At 70.6% G+C, this 16185-nt stretch carries 9 protein-coding genes; 2 read left to right on the plus strand and 7 right to left on the minus strand.

Annotated elements, in window-relative coordinates; all coding sequences use genetic code 11:
• Window positions 1–127: 127 nt before the first annotated feature.
• The 3 genes from ACF09C_RS36660 to ACF09C_RS36670 form a co-directional block, all read right to left on the minus strand.
• Window positions 128–1000 (minus strand): LysR family transcriptional regulator, encoded by an 873-nt coding sequence (locus ACF09C_RS36660; RefSeq protein WP_392097936.1) that lies wholly within the window; start codon window positions 998–1000, stop codon window positions 128–130.
• Between the two features lie 2 nt (window positions 1001–1002).
• Complete coding sequence (locus ACF09C_RS36665) at window positions 1003–1590, minus strand: hypothetical protein (protein ID WP_392097938.1); 588 nt, start codon at window positions 1588–1590, stop codon at window positions 1003–1005.
• A gap of 130 nt (window positions 1591–1720) precedes the next feature.
• Entirely contained in the window at window positions 1721–2452 is a 732-nt protein-coding gene (locus ACF09C_RS36670; protein ID WP_392098075.1) for a dienelactone hydrolase family protein, read from the minus strand.
• A gap of 179 nt (window positions 2453–2631) precedes the next feature.
• On the opposite strand from ACF09C_RS36670, the gene ACF09C_RS36675 reads away from it, so the two are divergent.
• Window positions 2632–3372: a hypothetical protein gene (locus tag ACF09C_RS36675; RefSeq protein ID WP_392097940.1), complete on the plus strand. Its 741-nt coding sequence runs from the start codon at window positions 2632–2634 to the stop codon at window positions 3370–3372.
• Here ACF09C_RS36675 and ACF09C_RS36680 read toward each other — a convergent pair.
• Complete coding sequence (locus tag ACF09C_RS36680) at window positions 3369–4004, minus strand: nucleoside/nucleotide kinase family protein (RefSeq protein ID WP_392097942.1); 636 nt, start codon at window positions 4002–4004, stop codon at window positions 3369–3371. The genes ACF09C_RS36675 and ACF09C_RS36680 overlap by 4 nt on opposite strands.
• A gap of 47 nt (window positions 4005–4051) precedes the next feature.
• On the opposite strand from ACF09C_RS36680, the gene ACF09C_RS36685 reads away from it, so the two are divergent.
• Window positions 4052–4444 (plus strand): VOC family protein, encoded by a 393-nt coding sequence (locus tag ACF09C_RS36685; RefSeq protein WP_392097944.1) that lies wholly within the window; start codon window positions 4052–4054, stop codon window positions 4442–4444.
• Between the two features lie 77 nt (window positions 4445–4521).
• Here ACF09C_RS36685 and ACF09C_RS36690 read toward each other — a convergent pair whose 3' ends face one another.
• From ACF09C_RS36690 to ACF09C_RS36700, 3 genes are read right to left on the minus strand one after another with little or no spacing between them, the layout of a single operon-like run.
• Window positions 4522–4980, minus strand: coding sequence for a hypothetical protein (locus tag ACF09C_RS36690; RefSeq protein ID WP_392097945.1), 459 nt, complete (start codon window positions 4978–4980; stop codon window positions 4522–4524).
• Entirely contained in the window at window positions 4970–11881 is a 6912-nt protein-coding gene (locus ACF09C_RS36695) for a polymorphic toxin-type HINT domain-containing protein (RefSeq protein WP_392098076.1), read from the minus strand. The genes ACF09C_RS36690 and ACF09C_RS36695 overlap by 11 nt, the downstream gene beginning before the upstream one ends.
• Before the next feature lie 41 nt (window positions 11882–11922).
• Window positions 11923–16104 (minus strand): LamG-like jellyroll fold domain-containing protein, encoded by a 4182-nt coding sequence (locus tag ACF09C_RS36700; RefSeq protein ID WP_392097947.1) that lies wholly within the window; start codon window positions 16102–16104, stop codon window positions 11923–11925.
• Window positions 16105–16185 lie beyond the last annotated feature (81 nt).

Genomic DNA, 16185 nt, shown 5'->3' on the forward strand with positions numbered 1-16185 from the left:
CATCGGCAACGAACTCCGATAACTCACCCCGGAGCCGTTCCACCTCCCCAAGCCTCATAGTCGAAAGATGCCCACCACCAGGCGAGATCACCCGACGTAACGAAGCACAACTAGGGGGTGTCTCCCGCTACGCGGTGAGCTGTCCGGCCAACTCCGCCGCCGGGCCACCGGGTTCGGTGCCGGTGTGGAGGAGTTCGACGCGATGGACGAGACGCGGGGAGGTCAGGGGTACGGCGACGGCTCCCGGGATCGTGGCGGCGAGGGAGTGGGGCAGCAGCGTCAGCCCGTGCCCGGCGGCGGCCAGGGCGCCCAGGAGGCGGCTGTCGGTGCCCTCGTGGCGCAGGGCGCTACGGAAGCCCTGGCCGGCCGGGCCGCCGTGCGCGGAGCGCAGCCGGTCGAGCGGGATCCCGGCGTCGGGGGCGTCGAGCCAGCGGGCGTCGACCAGGTCGGCGAGGCGCAGGCCGGGGCGGCCGGCGAGCGGATGCCCGGCGGGCAGGACCACGGCGAGCGGCTCCTCGCTGACGCGCGTGGCCGTGAGCGGGGCGACGTCGGGCAGCCGCAACGGGTCGCTGGGGGCGGCCGGTCCGTCGACGAGGCCGAGGCCGGCCGCTCCGGTCGCGACGGCCGCGGGCACCTCGTCGCGGGGCAGGGTCCGCAGGGTGACGCCGACGGCGGGCAGCGCGGCGAGGGTACGGGGGTGCGCGGCGAGCGGGGAAACCGCGAGGGTCAGCGTCTCGGGCGGCGCGGCGGCGAACCGGGCCAGGTCGACGCGGGCGGCGTCGAGCCGGAGCAGCAGCGAACCGGCGTGTTCGAGCAGCCGCTCCCCCGCCGGCGTGGGCGCCACGGGCCTGCGCCCGAGGAGCGCCAGGCCGAGGTCGCTCTCCAGGGCGGCGATGTGCTGGGAGACGGCGGACTGGGTGTAGCCGAGCGCGCGGGCGGCGTCGGAGAAGGAGGCGAGCCGGGCGACGGTGACGAAGGTACGGAGGTGGTGCGGGTCCATGATCAGAAGTCCGGGAAGTCCAGGCGGCTCAGGAAGCGCCCGGGCCAGGACCAGAGCGCGCCGCTGAAGGAGAGGTTGCGGGTGTAGGCGCCCTCCAGGAGGATCGCGAGGCCGATGTCCAGGCCGTCGTAGTCGCCGTGCCCGGACCCCGAGATGCGCTCGGGGTAACGCCAGCTCGACCGCGTCGTGGTGAGGACGGCTCCCGCCCGGCGCAGCTCGTGCCGGTTCTTGGTGCCGAGGACCTGGTAGCGGTAGGAACGCCCGGCGACGTCGATGCGCAGCGCCCGGCCGCGCGGGGTGACCGCCAGATGGCGGCGCCTGAGGCTCCCGCTCCAGCCGTCGACGGTCAGCGTCGTGCCGGCCATGCGCGGCCGGTCACGGAACTCCACGCCGAGGAAGGACATGGGCGGTATCCCCTGGCCGGACACCCAGGCGCCGACGAGGTCCTGATGGAGGTTCTCCTCCGCGGGCGTCGACAGCTCGACCGTCCCGAATCCGCCCACCGTCCCGGCCCACGAGTGCGTGGCGCGCTTCCGCAGGCCCCCGCGATGCGGGCCCTGGTACGGCAGCTCGAACTGGATCGGATGCATGTGCGACGACTCCCCCGCGAATGTGTGCGCTCGCGAGGCTACCCGGTCGACGGCCGACCGGTGCTCGACGCACCTGCCGCGGGCGGACCGGGTCCGGGTCCGGAGCGGCGTCGGCCGGAGCGGGGCCGGGTCAGGGGGAGCCCGTCACGGGCAGGCACTCGGCGAGCAGACCGACGACGTCACGCCAGGCGCGCTCCGCGTGCCGGGCGTGGTAGCCGACGCCGGGGACCACCTCCTGGTCGACCGGCGGGTGGTGGAAGGCGTGCAGGGCGCCGCCGTAGACCACGAGCCGCCAGTCGACGCCCGCGTCCTCCATCTCGGCGGCGAACGCGTCCCGTTGCGCGGGCGACATGATCGGGTCCTCCGACCCGACCCCGGCCCACACCGGACACCTGATGCGCGCCGCCTCGCCCGGCTGCCCCGTGGTCAGGGCGTTGACCGTCCCGATCGCGCGCAGGTCGACCCCGTCGCGCCCGAGTTCGAGGAGGATCGCGCCCCCGGTGCCGTAGCCGATGCCGGCGATCCGGTCGGGGTCGGTGCGCGGCTCGGCGCGCAGCACGTCGAGCGCCGCGTGGCCGATGCCCCGCATCCGGCCGGGATCGGCGAGCAGCGGCAGGCAGTGGGCCAGCATCTCCTCGGGGTCGGAGAACCAGCGTCCGCCGTTGATGTCGAAGGCCAGCGCCACGTACCCCAACTCGGCCAGGAGGTCGGCCCGGTGGCGCTGGAAGTCGTTCAGCCCCGTCCCCTCGGGGCCGACCAGGACCGCGGGCCGTCGGTCGGTTCCGGCCGGGAGCGCGAGGTGCCCCACCATCGTGAGGCCGTCGGCCGCGTACTCGACCGTGCGCGTCGTCACCTTCGTCACTGTCGTCGTCTTCGTCGCCGTCGTTGCCTTCGTCGCCGTCGTCATGAAGGAGACGCTAGTGAGCGCCGGGCCCGGCCGGGCGGGTGTTCACCGCCGGCGGACGCACCCGTACGTCATAAGCGTTCGCGATCGGCGGTGCAGGAATCATCGTTGGACGTGAACCAGGCCGCCGGACCAGCATGGTCGGCATGAACCAGACATCGACGCACACCCCTCGCGTCGCCCTCGTCGGCGACCGTTCCCCGCATGTGAAGTCCCATGTCCGCATCCCCTCCCTCTTCGACGCGCTGGCCGAGCGCGACGGCCTCGTCCTCGACGCGTACTGGATCCCGACCGGCGACGCGGAGGCGCCGGGCGCGGTGAAGGGCTTCGACGCCGTGTGGGTGCTGCCGGGCAGCCCGTACGAGAGCGAGGAGGGCGCGCTGGCCGCGATCCGAACCGCCCGCGAGGACGGCGTCCCGTTCCTCGGCACCTGCGGCGGCTTCCAGCACGCGCTGCTCGAGTTCGCCCGCGACGTGTGCGGCCTGACGGCCGCCGCGCACGCCGAGAACGACCCCTCGGCGGCCGACGGCGACCTGCTGATCGCACCGCTCGCCTGCTCACTGGTCGGCCACGAGGGGGCGGTGCGGGTCACGCCGGGCTCGCTCGCGGAGTCGGTGCTCGGCGCCGAGCGGACCACGGAGCGGTACCACTGCGACTACGGCCCCGACACCCGCCACCTGGACACGCTGCGCGCGCACGGCCTCCGGTTCACCGGCGAGGACGAGAGCGGCCAGGTCCGGATCGCGGAACTCCCGGGCCATCCCTTCTTTCTGACCACGCTCTTCCAGCCGGAACTCGCGGGCGACGGCTCCCGCCCGCACCCGATCGTCCGGGCGCTCGCGCAGGCGGCGACGGACCACGCCCGCCGGGCGCGTTAGCCCATTCTCACGACGAGGTGGGCGCGGCCCCTGCCCCGGGCGACGAGTCGGGCGTTGGACTCGTCGGAGTCGTGGACCCAGCGTTCGGCGTGGGCCCGGTCCTTGCCGAAGCGGACGTGACGCTCGACCAGCCGGGGCACCCGACGGCTGTCGTCCAGCTCCAGGAACCACGCCTCGTCGAGCAGCGGCAGGACTCCGGCCCACGGACCTTCGTCGTGGAGCAGGTAGTTCCCCTCGGTGACCACGAGCGGGATCTCCGGCTCGACCGGAACCGCACCGGCGACGGGCTCCTCCAGGGCGCGGTCGAAGGCGGGGGCGTAGACCGTGGTCCCGGGCTCGGGGGCACGGAGCCGGGCCAGCAGGGCGGTGTACCCGGCGGCGTCGAAGGTGTCCGGCGCTCCCTTGCGCCCGGCACGACCGAGCCGCTCCAGCTCCCGCTGCGCCAGGTGGAAGCCGTCCATCGGCACGAGCACGGCGAGACCGTCGAGCCGGGCGACGAGCCGCGCCGCGAGCGTGGACTTGCCGGCTCCTGGCGCCCCGGCGAGACCGAGGATCCGCCGCCGGCCGGGAACGGCGAGGAGCAGGGCGCGGTCGGTGAGCTCGGCGAGCAGCTGGGCGTCCATGCGGTGCATTGTCGCACCGCGTGGCGTCCGACCGGTCATACGTATAACCTCGCAATATGTCCTTCATCGCTCTCGTCACTCTCGTCGTCCGTGACTACGACGAGGCCGTCGCCTTCTACACCGACGCCCTCGGCTTCGACCTCGTCGAGGACACCGACCGCGGCGACGGCACCCGCTGGGTCGTCGTCCGCCCGCCGGGCGGCCCCTCCGGCACGGCCCTGCTCCTGGCCCGGGCGAAGAACCCGGCGGAGGAGTCCGCCGTCGGCGCCCAGACGGGCTGCCGGGTCGGCTTCTTCCTGCACACCGACGACTTCGCCCGCGACCACACCCGGATGACCGCGGCCGGCGTCCGCTTCCTGGAGGAACCGCGCCACGAGCCGTACGGCACGGTCGCCGTCTTCGAGGACCTCTACGGCACCCGCTGGGACCTGCTGGAGCCGAGGGCCTGATCGAACCGGCCGGGAGACACCGCTCGGCCCCCTGCTCCAGGAAGCGGGACAGGGGGCCGAGCGGTGACCCGAGCGCGTCAGAGCGCGTCGGGCGGGAATCCGTGGTGGACACCGCCACGGACGAACACCCGCCAGCTCTCCATCGCTCCGGAACAGTCGGGCATCACCGCGAGCCGGAATCCCGGCGCCCACTGGACGGTGAGCTCGCCGGCGTCACCGACGGTCACGTCCTCGACGGACGGGCCGAGCTCACCCAGGATTCTGTTGAGCACGGCGGCGCGAGCGTCGAAAACCGTCCGGAATTCATCGAAGGCCGCCTCACCGGCACCCTTCTGCGCATACCGCATGTCCGCGGATCCGAGGATGATCTTCCCGTCCTGCACGACGCGGAAGGGGCACTGGAGATGAACCATCACGGCCTCTCCGCGAGTGCCGGAGAATTCGACGACCCCCATGCCCGCGGCCCTGCCGACGGAACCGACGACCGCGCCCATCAGCATCCGGGCGATCTCGCCACCTTCGACTTCAGCAGCCACCGAACAACCCCCTACCCTCCTGGACGATGCGGTGGTAACCGTAACCCCGGCCGGTGATGCGCTCGTGCAGAGTGCGCCGCTCCGCCGAGGTCACCTCACGGCCGAGGCCATGCTCGATCTCCTTCAACGCGTCCCGGAATTCCTTGTTCTCGGCCTGGTTGCCGCGCGGCGCGTGGTAGCCGTCGTCGTCCAGATCACCGGAATCCCAGTTCTCCTTGAGCTCTTCGAGACCCTTGTTCCAGTCGAACGGCTCGTTGGCGTTGTGGACGAGGAGCGGCGCCCTGCCCGCCACGACGTAGTACGTGTGAATGTCGTCGATCGTGAGGTCGTACGTACGCTGCCGCTTGGTGAACTCGCGCGTCGCCTCGACCGCAACGCCACTGCCGTCGACGGTGCGCAGCGTCATACCCGGTTCGAGGGTGCCGGCATCCACCCAAGCCCCCTCGGAGGGTGACCAGAACGGATGCGTCGTCGTCGAGGTCAGGGAACCCGCAGCGGCGACGCCCTTCCCGGCCACGGTGATGTCGACGAAGTCCTTGTCGTCCTCGGTCACGATGGTGGCGACGACCCGGCGCGTCGTCGTCTCGCCGCTCTCCGGGTCGGTGACCACGATCAGGTCACCGATCGCGATGTCCTCGATGGCCCGAGTGGACCCGTCCCCCATGAGGACGAGGGTTCCCTCGGTGAAGCTGTGCAGGCGGCCGGCTCCCACGAGGCACTCCAGGGGGACGACGTCCCCCTTCCTCATGGACGCCTTGGCCGCCTTGAAGACGACCTTCGCGCCCTTGCCGAGCATCCCGGTGAACGCGGCGACGGCGAGGTCCACCGCAGCCGCCTTGCACGCGCTGCCGGAGCCCTGGTAGCAGCCGACATAGTCGGCCACACCGAGGAGTTCGAGGATGCCCGGGCTCTCCTGGCTGCCGAACCATCCGAGCTTGCCGATCGCGGCGCAGAAGTCCGAGCCCGCGGTCTCCAGCCCCGTGCAGTGCTTCGCCCGGGCCCAGCTCTGCAGATTGGCCGCGTAGGAAACCCGCTCCGAGTAGTTGGGGAATATCCGGGCGAGCTCCGCCTGGGTCGGGATGTACACGCCCTGGACTGTGTACGAGTCGCCCTTGGGCGCGATGACGATCGGCTTCTGGCCGTAGGTGCCGTTCTTGATCGCCTCCTGGCCCATCTGCTCGGCCGCCTTGTTGCAGGGGTGATTGCTCGGGCAGTTGTTGGAGCCCGGCCCCACGACGCCGTCCGTGTCTCCCGGTACGCCCGCGCAGATGCCGTCGGCCCCGCCGCCCGGTGAGCCGTGGAGGCACATCAGCCCGTCGGGGTCGCTGAAGGTCAGCGGGCTGTTGTTGGCGTAGGCGTAGGCGTTCAGGGACTGGGGGTCGTACGGCGCGAGGATCGGGTCGACGGAGAGGAACCGGCCCGTCGCCGGGTCGTATTCCCGTGCGCCCAAGTGCTGGAGCCCGGTGGACTCGGAGTCGTCCACCCCTCCGACGAAGCCCCGCACGCCCGGCCAGTTGCTCGGCCGAGAACCACGAATACCACCGAAGGGGAGCGTACGACGCTGCGTCAGCTGCTGGTCCGCCGCTCCGATCGCCAACTCTCCCGACCCCTGGTGATCGGCGATCGTGAACGACACCGAGCCGTCGTCCTCGATGACCGCCTGATGCCCACCTCCGAGGTCGAGCGTGCGCGTGGCCTTCGCGGTCGTGCTGCCCTTGGCCACGGTGACCAGCGTGGCGCCGAGGTAGAGGGTGGTCTCCTTCGCGGTACGGGAGACGAGCCGGTTGCCCTCGGCGTCGTAGACGTACTCGGTGACATCGTCGCGCCCACCCTCCACCGGCTTGGTCACCTTGGCCAGATGGCCTTCGGCGTCCCACTCCAGCGCCTGCGAGGTGCCGGCGATCGTCCGCCGGTCGGTATTGCCCGTGACGTCGTAGCCGTACGTGTCCTGCGCGGTACCGCCCGGCCCGGTCTGGCTGACGGAGGTCACTCCGTGCGGACGCGGCGAGCCCGGTGCCGGGTAGGCGTACGTACGCAGGGTGTTCTTCGCCGTGTCGCCCGTGAGGTCGTGCAGGGTTTCGGTGAGACGGTTGCCCACCTTGTCGTAGGTGTACGACTGCCAGTACGGCTCGGGGCCACCCACGTTCTGGCCGCTGGGCGCTGCGGCGCAGCCACTGGTGGGCTGCGTCCAGGCCGTGGTCATGCGACGCAGGTGGTCGTAGGTGAAGCACTGGGTGTCCGTGCCCGACCGGGAGACGTCCGAGACGGACAGGATGTTGCCGGCCTGGTCGTAGCGGTACGTGTCGTGCCTGTCGACACCCGGCACGTCCTGGCGGTCGACACGAGAGGTCGCCAGCCGACGGGTACCCCATTCGTACGTGTTGGTCGCCCAGACCTTCTTTCCCGCGCCGTTGGAGAGCTCGTGCTGCAGCGGCTTGCCGGTGAGGCTGTAGCTGGTGGTGGCGACGATGCCCTGGCTGCCGGTGAGCGCGATCGGCCGCAGGGTCTGGTTCTCGTAGGTGAACGCGGTCGTGACAGCGGGCTGCGAACCCGCGGCCGGGAACCCGACCCCGCTCAGTGTCCCGTCCACGTTGTACGAGGTCGTCGACACGTACGTGCCGTCGAGCGCCGTACCCTCGACCGCCGGGATCGTCACGCTCGTGCGCGTCGCACGGTACAGCCGGTCGTAGGCGACGACCTTGCTGGTGTAGGCGTTGCCGCCGACGTAGCGGGTCGACTCGGCCAGCTGCCCCTTCGCGCCGCTGACCGTGTCGTACACCCACTTGGCGCGCAGGGTGCCGGTGGGGCCGGTCTCCCGCAGTTCGGTCCGGCGTCCGAGCCCGTCGTAGAGGTAGTGGAGGTCGACGGGGCGTTCGTCGGACTGGGAGGTCAGCTGACCGCGGTCGTCGTAATGCCGCGTGCTGGGTCCCTTGTCCGGGTCGGCGGTGGCGGTGAGCCTGCCGAGCAGGTCATACGTGTAGAGCCAGCTGTTCCCTGCCGGATCGGTCAGCTTCGCCAGTTCGTCCCGTGGGGTGAACTCGTATCGCGTCGTGTCGTAGGCGGCACTCTCCGACCGGGTGTGATGCTGACGCAGCTCGGTGGTCCGACCCCGGGCATCGCTGACGGTGGTGGTCGCCGTGCCGCCCTCGGGCGGGATGACGGTCACACGGTCGCCGCCGTAGAGGGTGCGCGTGGTGCCGAGCACCGCGCCACCGTCGCCGTTGCCGGCGACGTCCTCCGTCAGGACCGGCCGGCCCATGCCGTCGTACGTCGTACGGGACTGGGTCTCGACCCCCAGGGCGTCCTCGGGCTTGAAAAGGGTTCGGGACGGCGCACCGATCGTGTAGTACGTGTCGAAGGTCTTCGTGGTCAGGCCGCGTTCGTCGCGGAAGACGTCGGAGAGGAGGCGTCCGCCGTCGGGGCCGGGCTCCTGTGTCTGACGCGGCCGCAGGTATCCGTCGTAGAGGGTGTAACCCGTGATCTGGCTACCACCGGGTCCCAGCACCTTCGTGGCGACGGCGACGGGCTGGTTGTCCTCCACAAGGTAGTCGAACGCGTAGCTGGGTGTCTGGGTCGTGTTGCGGTCCGCGAGCCAGATCTTCGCCGAGCGACCGAGCGCGTCATAGGTGAAGGTCGTGACCTTCGTGTTGGCGTCGGTGCGGGTCAGCGGTAGTTCGCGGGCGGGATCGAAGGTGACATGGCTGACCAGGGCGGTGGTGGAGTCCCCCTCCTTAACGGGGGGCGTGGTCGTCGTCGTCTTGGTGACGAACCCGGTCGCCGGGGTCCGGACGGTCGTGGTGGTCCGGCCGTCCGTGCGCGCGGTGCGCACGGGAGCGGACGTACCGGTCACCGTGACGTTCGCGGTCAGGTCGGTCGTGGTGAGGACCCGGCCGTAGCCGTCGAACGTCGCGCCGGACTCGAGGTAGGTGGCGGTGGTGCCGTCGTGCTTCTTGAGCAGGGCTGTCGCCGTGACGTCGCCCTTGGTCGGCGCGGCGCCATGGGCTCCGCCGTCGTACGCGGACCTGACGTCGGAGATGACGTCCTTGGAGCGGTCGACGGGCGCGCCGCACGACGCGGCGACGGTCTCCACACGAGCGGGCAGCGTGAGGATGTTCTTGCCGGTGTTGGTGGCGTACGTCGTGACGGTGCATCGGTTGTCCGAGGCGACGGAGTCGTCGCCCAGGTCGTCCACCGCCGCGATCCGGCCCGCCACGGTGTCGTACGTGGTGGAGACGGACGTGCTTCTCCAGGACGCGCCCGCCCCGTCGTCGAGCGAGGTCCAGGACCTGGAGTGCCCGATGCCCTGGAAGTTGGCCGTGACCGTGCCCCAGTCGCGGATCTTCTTCGCTGTCTCGTGATACCAGGGGCGCTTCACCGTCTTGGCGAGGATCTTCCCGCCGTTGCCGGAGAACGTGACCGTCTTGTACGGGGTGCCGGCGAACGCCTCGTGGTCGGTGATCGACGCGCCCTCACCGGCGGCGAGGGCCACGGTGACGTTCTTCGTGCCGCCGCTCGGGGTCTCGCGGTCGCCGTCCATCCCGCGCAGGAAGTACGAATCGGACTGCGACCTCATCGCCGCGTCGCCGCCCTGGCCGCCGGTCTTGACCCGCACGTGTCCGTAGCCTCGCCACTGACCCCAGGTCTTGAACTTCTCCTTCGTCAGACCGTCGTCATCGTCGTAGTGCCAGGCGGCCGGCCCCAGGTAGGCGTAGGTCGTCACCTGATCCGGCGAACCGCCCGTACGGTCCGTGGTCGTGACGGAGTCCACCACGTACTTGTTGAACCACTGCAGCTCGGGGTCATCGGTGATGCTTCCCCCCAAGTACTGGGGGAAGCACCGCGTGGTGTTGGTCTGCGGGGTCGGCAGCGTCGACCAATCGCACACGGGGGCGGAGTAGTCGACGTCCGTCTGGCCGCCGTACTCGTCCGCGATCGTGGACAGCCGCTCCTTGATGAAGGGCGCGTAGCCGTCGCCGGTCTTGTCGAGCCGGTTCGCCAACTGGGTGTACGCGAAGGTGGTTTTCGGCAGGGTGATCGCCGGTGTCGCGGTGTGGCCGGTGTGCTGGACGGAATCGAGGAGGAGTTGGTAGTTGACGTCCGCCATGCCCCAGCGGTGGGTCAGCTTCCAGGAGTCGACCTTCCGGTAGGTCTCACCGCTCAGGATCTGGGTGGCGACCTCCGTGAGTCGCTTGCGCGTCCAGAAGGAGGCCGAGGAACGGCCTCGGTCGCAGTCGGTGCCCTCGTCGCAGTTGAGGTCCCACGGGGTGTCGTACCAGTGGGCGGAGTCGGTGGAGATGCTGGAGCAGGTGGTCTGCGCGTCGGGCAGGCAGCGCTCGGCGTTCGTGAAGGACACCTTGCCGAGCGCTTTCGCCGTGTACACCGACGACGCGTTGAGGCCGTACTCGATCTCGTCGAGGTGGCCGCCGCGCGTGTAGCGGGTGTCGTCCGCGGCCTTCAGATTGCGGCCGTAGGAGTTCGTCTCCGGGGTGTAGTAGTACGCGATGGCGTTTCCGCGCGGGTCGACGACGTAGTCGAGGTTCCAGCGCCAGGCCTGTTGGCACCAGGAGCTCGCGAAGTCGGAGGAGTGGCACGGTTCACCCGAGTCGTCACCGAAGACGGGCACGGTCCAGGTGGAGTTCGTGGTCCGCTTCCCCGCCGACCAGCCGTCGAGGCGGTGGTAGCCGAAGTAGTAGCGCACACCGGAGGGGTCGGTGAGTTCCCAGTACTCGTTGTCGCCGTCACCGTTGGCGCGCTCGGTCGAGGTCAGCCTCTTGATCCGGGTGCCGTCGTCGGTGCGGAGCTTGAACTCGGCGTTGCCTACGGGGACCAGTTCGCCGCCCTTGCCGTTGAAGCTGATGAAGGCGTTGTCGTAGGCCCAGCACGAGTCGCCCGGCTTGAACCCGTCGGCGTTCTCCACTCCGTCGTCCGCGCACGGCTTGTAGCGGCGCTCGATGTAGCCGGGCCACAGGTCGAACCCGCCGCCGACCCAGGAGGACTGGTTGTTGGTCTCGCCGGTACGGCCGTCCATGACGGCGGAGGAGTAGCCGAGCCCGATGCTCGGCTTCAGTCCGCCGGGTACCTCGGGCACGGGCATGCCGTAGGACCAGCTGAAGTCACCCGTGTTCAGATTGGTCTGCCAGGTCGCGGACGGGGCGAGGGTGGTCGCCTTGTAGTCGCCGCTACCGGCCGATTCCGCCGCCACCACGGCGAGTACGGTCGCCTGCCCGGACGCGATGCGCAGCGACGGAGCGGACAGGGTGGCCGTCTCCGTGTTGTTGACGGACTCCACCGGCCGGGCGACGCGGCACTTCGCGGCCTTCGGCTCCGTCAGCGCGCAGGCCGGCAACTCGACAAGGGTCAGGCGGGAGGCGTAGCCACCTCCGAAGGCACCCTCGAATCCGGAGTAGTCGACCTCCGCCCGCACCGGTTCCACGGGCTTGCCGACCGCGTTCTCGCGTCGCAGCGTCAACACGAGGCCGTTGACCCCGGCCTTGAGCGCTTCGGCGCGGCCCAGGACCCGGGCCGTCACGTCTCCACCGCCGTCCTTGCCCGTCAGCGTCAGCGGCAGGCCGGCGGCCTTCACCGGAGCCGCCGCGGCCGTTCGGGCACTCTTCGTGACCGCGGGCAGCTTCAGTACGGCGGTGACGGCCTTCGGCCAGGCCTCGCGGGGCGCCTGGCCAGGGGTTCGCGCTTCCTGCGACACCTTGCGGGGCTTCACTCGGGCGGACGTCCCAGGCAGGGCCCGCTCCGCCGCCGGGAGCCCCGGCCGGCCCCGGCCGTCGTCGACGGCCACGGCGGCGCCGCCGCCCCCGGTGAGCAGCGAGCCCATCGTGACCAGGGCCGTGGTCAGCGCGACCCGCTGCCACCAGCCTCTGGATCGCGTTCTTGATATGCCGTTCATCCCGTTCATGTCGTCCTTCGTCTTGAACGCTCGAGGAGGGGTCAGCCCGCGGGAACCGTGCTCGGCATGCCCGGCTGGCCGACTGCGAGCAGCCTGACCTGGGCTTCGGTGAGGCTGCCCTGGAAGGTCCAGAGGTCGGAGACGACTCCGGACCAGTGCTTGCCGGTCGCAGACTTCGGCCGCCCGATCCAGAGGGGCTCGACGGCCTTGTAGGTGACGGTGTTCTCCGCCCAGGAGACGTTGGCGGCGCAGGTGGGGACATCCGGCGCGCCATCGGCGTCGTCGTCCGCGCAGGTGCTCTGCTCCAGCTCGCCGTTGACGTACAGAGACAGCCGCCGGGCGAATCCGTCGTAGACGAGCGCCAGGTGGTTCCACTCTGTCGGCTGGTAGAACTGCCGGTTGGCGACGGAGGTCTGGACAGCGCCCGAGCCGTCCGCGGAGGACGTGGAGATCTGCCAGCCGCCCGGCCCGCCGGGCGCGGCATCGGGCAGGTACCGCACCGCGAAGGCGTTCTGGTGGGTGCCGGAGACGCTGATCAGCGTCGTGGCCTCGGTCGGAACGGCGGCCGCCTGCACCCATGCGGTGACGGAGAAACTCGCCCCGGTGTCCACCGGGGTGGCCGCCGAGACCGCGTGGTCGTCGACTCCGTCCATGTGGAGACCGCCGTCCACCCAGCCCTCACCGGTCGTCGCGCCACCGACCAGGGAGAGGGGATTGGCGGTGCTCACGTCGTTCGGGGACTGCGTGGCCGTCCCCTGGGGCGAGGCGAACTTCCAGCGGCCGGTGACCGTCGGGTTCTGCTTGAACAACTGGCGGATCTCGTCGTCGGAGATCGCGCGGTCGTACAGCCGCACGGCGTCGAGGTCGCCCCTGAGGTGGTTGAGGGTGGATCCGGTCGAAGTCGGCAGGGCCCCCAGGGTGACGGGGCCCGCCGCGGCCCAGGGGGTGGTGAACGGCACGGTGTCGGCCAGGACCCCGTTGATGTACAGGCGCATCTCGGAGGTGTCGTAGTCGTTCACGCCGACCAGGTGCGTCCAAGATCCCAGGCAACTGACCGTGTCGGGGCAGCCCGACTGGGTCGCCCGGGTCGGCGGCGCCGTAGGGCTGTCGCTGCCGGAGCGGCCGAAGACCCAGCCGCCCCAGGCGGAGGAGTGGTAGAGCTCGAACCCTCTGCCCGCGCTGCCGCTCTGGGCGACGGCGACCATGGTCCGGTTCTCCTTGTCCTTCGGCAGCCTGACCCACGCGGAGACCGCGAAGCTCTGGAAGGTGTCGAGTACCGGCCGCCCCGTGGTGGCGTAGTCGTCGGCGCCGTCCATGGTCAGTGCCGCCCCCACGATCCCGGGCGCTCCGGCTGTGACACCGCCCCGGAATCCGGCGTCGACCGGCTGGGCGAAGCCGGTGACCTCGGTGGCCTCGGCCGTCTCGTCCAGTGGCCAGAGCAGCTTCGCGGGACGGCCCGTGTCCACGGGCTGCTTGGTCGCGAGCCGGCCCACCTGGCTGTCGCTCAGCGAGTAGTCGAAGAGCTGCGCCTCGTCGAGGCTGCCCGCGAAGAAGCTGTTGAGCGAGCCGGCCACGTCCGTCGCGCCCAGCATCGTGCGGCCGCGCGCGTCCCACGGTCCGTCGAAGGGGGCCGTTCCCACCAACTGGCCGTTCACATAGAGCTTGATCAGCTTCGGGGCGTTCTCGAAGACGGCGGCGACATGTGTCCAGGCGTTCAACCTCGAGGCGACGCACTGGGTGTCACCGCTCGCGCAGGCCGGCTGCGCGGCTTGGGCGACCGCGGGGTACCGGGTGTCCGTCTCGTGCCGGACGAACACCCAGCCCTGACGGGACGACGAGAAGTAGAGCTCGAAGGCGGAGCGGGTCAGGCCCATCTGGGAGACGGCGACCGATCCGAACTCCGGCCGCGTCGAGGTCACCTTCGCCCACACCGACACCGAGAAGCTCTTGGCGGTGTTGAGGACGGGGGCGTCACTCGCCGCGTAGTCGTCCGTTCCGTCCAGCGTCAGGCCACCCGCGCCCAGGACGCCTTCTCCCCCGGGCTTGGCTCCGCCGTACAGCTTGGCGGGCCAAGCGCCACCCCGGCCGGTGGCGCTCGTGGCGCCCGCCGGTTCGTCCAGGGGCCAGGACAGCCGGTCGGGCTGTCCCGACCGCACGCGGAACTGGAAGGTGCGGATCTCGCTGCCGTTCCCGGCCGCGTCGAAGGCCTGCGCGGTGACGAAGTTGACGCCGGGCTTGGTCGGCATCGTCTTCACGGTCTGCGCGGCGCCTCCTGTCGTCGTCACGGTCAGCTTGCTCGAAGGGTCGCCGTTGATCCCGTACCAGTACTTCACGACGTCCGTGGAAGCCGAATCGAAGGTGAACTGGCCATAGCGGCCCACACCGTCGACCCAGGGGTCGTTCGGATTCTCCGGGTCCGACTGCGGATAGTGCGGCGACGTGATCGCCGGACCGCTCGGTACGGACGCGTCGTAGATCATGGAGCAAGTCGTGGCCGATCCGGCCGATGACCACGGTGACCACTGCGCCCCGTCCCACGACCTGGCCGACCAGCCGATCGTCCTGTTCTGCGGGATCGTGGACGGCATGGCGAGGGTGAAGGACGAACCCGACGCCTTCGACGTCGTACGCGCCGAGGTCCACCGCGCCACGAAGCCCTTGCCGTCGCCCGTGTCCCAGAAGGCGTTGAACTGTACGGCGACGCTGTCCTTGTCCGGGTCGGTGACGCCGTTCGCCGACAGCTTCGGCACGGAGCGCACCCGCTTGGGGTTGCTGGGAGAGCCACAGGAGCCACCCGGGTCCTGCGTGAGCTGGGAGGTCTTGATCTGATGAGGCGGCCGGTTGTAGTTCACCCGGATGAACGCGTCGTCGGAGAACCGCTTCCAGGCGTACTTCTCCAGCTCGCTCGCCGCCCGAAGACCGAAGGTGACGGTGGAGGAACTGCTGTTGGCCGCCTGCTGGATCGCGGACTTCACATCGAACTCGGCGTCCTTGGCAGCACACCCCTCATAGCCGTGGGCGAAGGATGAGCTGGTGATGCGACTGATCCAGAAGTCGTCGTTGTCCTGCGAGTTCCACGTCGTCGACGTGGAGATCCCCTTCGTCTTCCACAGTTCGACGCTGTACGGGTCGCAGGACGCGGACCACGTGTTGCGCACCACGAACTCGGCCGAAAGGATCGTCTTCCCCGCGAACGCCGAGGTCGGCAACTGGTAGAAGAGCCGCTTGGTGTCATGCGGCTGGCAGTAGGCCCAGCCGCAGTAACCCATCCCGGCGTCCGGTTCCCCGTTGAACTTCCACTGCGGGGACGAGGCCCAGTACTTCGACGCCATCGTCCACGCGGTCGCCTTCGGCGAGTACCACTGCGGATCGATGTAGACGGGGTACTCGGTGCCAGGGCCGGCCAGCACCTGGGCGTCAGGCGTGAGGACCAGCTCCTTTCCACCGTTGGGGAGCTCCACACCGACCGGCGCCAGCCTGCCCGACTCGGCAGCCGCCGGCTCGGCGGAGGCCGCGCCCTTTCGGCTTCCGTCAGCGAGGGTCGTGGAAGCGCGAGAGGTGGAAGGGCCGTCGCTGGAGTCCCACATCATCGGTGTGGCCGCCTCGAAGACAGTGCCGCCCGCGCCGGCGTCCGTGGCCCGCAAGCCGCCCTGCGCGGTCTCCTCGACCTTCATGCCCTTCGCGGCCATACCCATCCGCAGCTTCGCCAGCTTCGGGTCCTTGGCCGCGACGGCGGACTTGACCACGAGGAGTTGCGTGAAGCCCTCCGGCTGAGCCGCCAGCCGCAGGTCCACGTCCGGCAACAGGTTCACGTACGTGGCGGTGTCGCCCCGAAGCTCCGGAGCCGGGAGCCTGCCGGGCCACGAAAGCTCCAGCGTCCGGCCGGCGCGCCGGAGGCGAACCAGCGGGCGGCCCTCGCCCCCCGCCGAGAACTCAAGACCCACCGACGCGGTCTTCGGCGCGACCATCCCGGCACCCGACGACACCAGGGTCGTGTCGACGTCCCGCCACGCCCCGTTCACCCTGGTCCGGACCGGCCGCAGATGTTCCCGGGCCTCCAGCGAACCGTCCGGGGTCGCGAACACGTCGCGACTCTCCCCCCGCAGCGAGAGCACCTCGACCTTCTTGCCGGTTCGGTGTGCCTCGGCGATGGCCGAGTCCTCGTCCCGTGCCGCCGGTGCTCCCGCGGGCGGGGCCGTCTCCGCCGCACGGACGGCTGCCACGGCCGACCGTGCGTGCACGCCCCCCGCGGCCAGGGCAGCTGCGACGAGCGCCCCGACCACACCCCAAGCAGTCCCCGTTCG

The sequence above is a fragment of the Streptomyces sp. NPDC014870 genome (assembly GCF_043081505.1).
GTDB lineage: Bacteria > Actinomycetota > Actinomycetes > Streptomycetales > Streptomycetaceae > Streptomyces.

Bases quoted from the DNA above. Each gene is read 5' to 3' on its own strand.
- ACF09C_RS36660 (WP_392097936.1), bottom strand. From the start codon at position 1,000: ATGGACCCGCACCACCTCCGTACCTTCGTCACCGTCGCCCGGCTCGCC.
- ACF09C_RS36665 (WP_392097938.1), bottom strand. From the start codon at position 1,590: ATGCATCCGATCCAGTTCGAGCTGCCGTACCAGGGCCCGCATCGCGGG.
- ACF09C_RS36675 (WP_392097940.1), top strand. From the start codon at position 2,632: ATGGTCGGCATGAACCAGACATCGACGCACACCCCTCGCGTCGCCCTC.
- ACF09C_RS36680 (WP_392097942.1), bottom strand. From the start codon at position 4,004: ATGCACCGCATGGACGCCCAGCTGCTCGCCGAGCTCACCGACCGCGCC.
- ACF09C_RS36685 (WP_392097944.1), top strand. From the start codon at position 4,052: ATGTCCTTCATCGCTCTCGTCACTCTCGTCGTCCGTGACTACGACGAG.
- ACF09C_RS36695 (WP_392098076.1), bottom strand. From the start codon at position 11,881: ATGAACGGCATATCAAGAACGCGATCCAGAGGCTGGTGGCAGCGGGTC.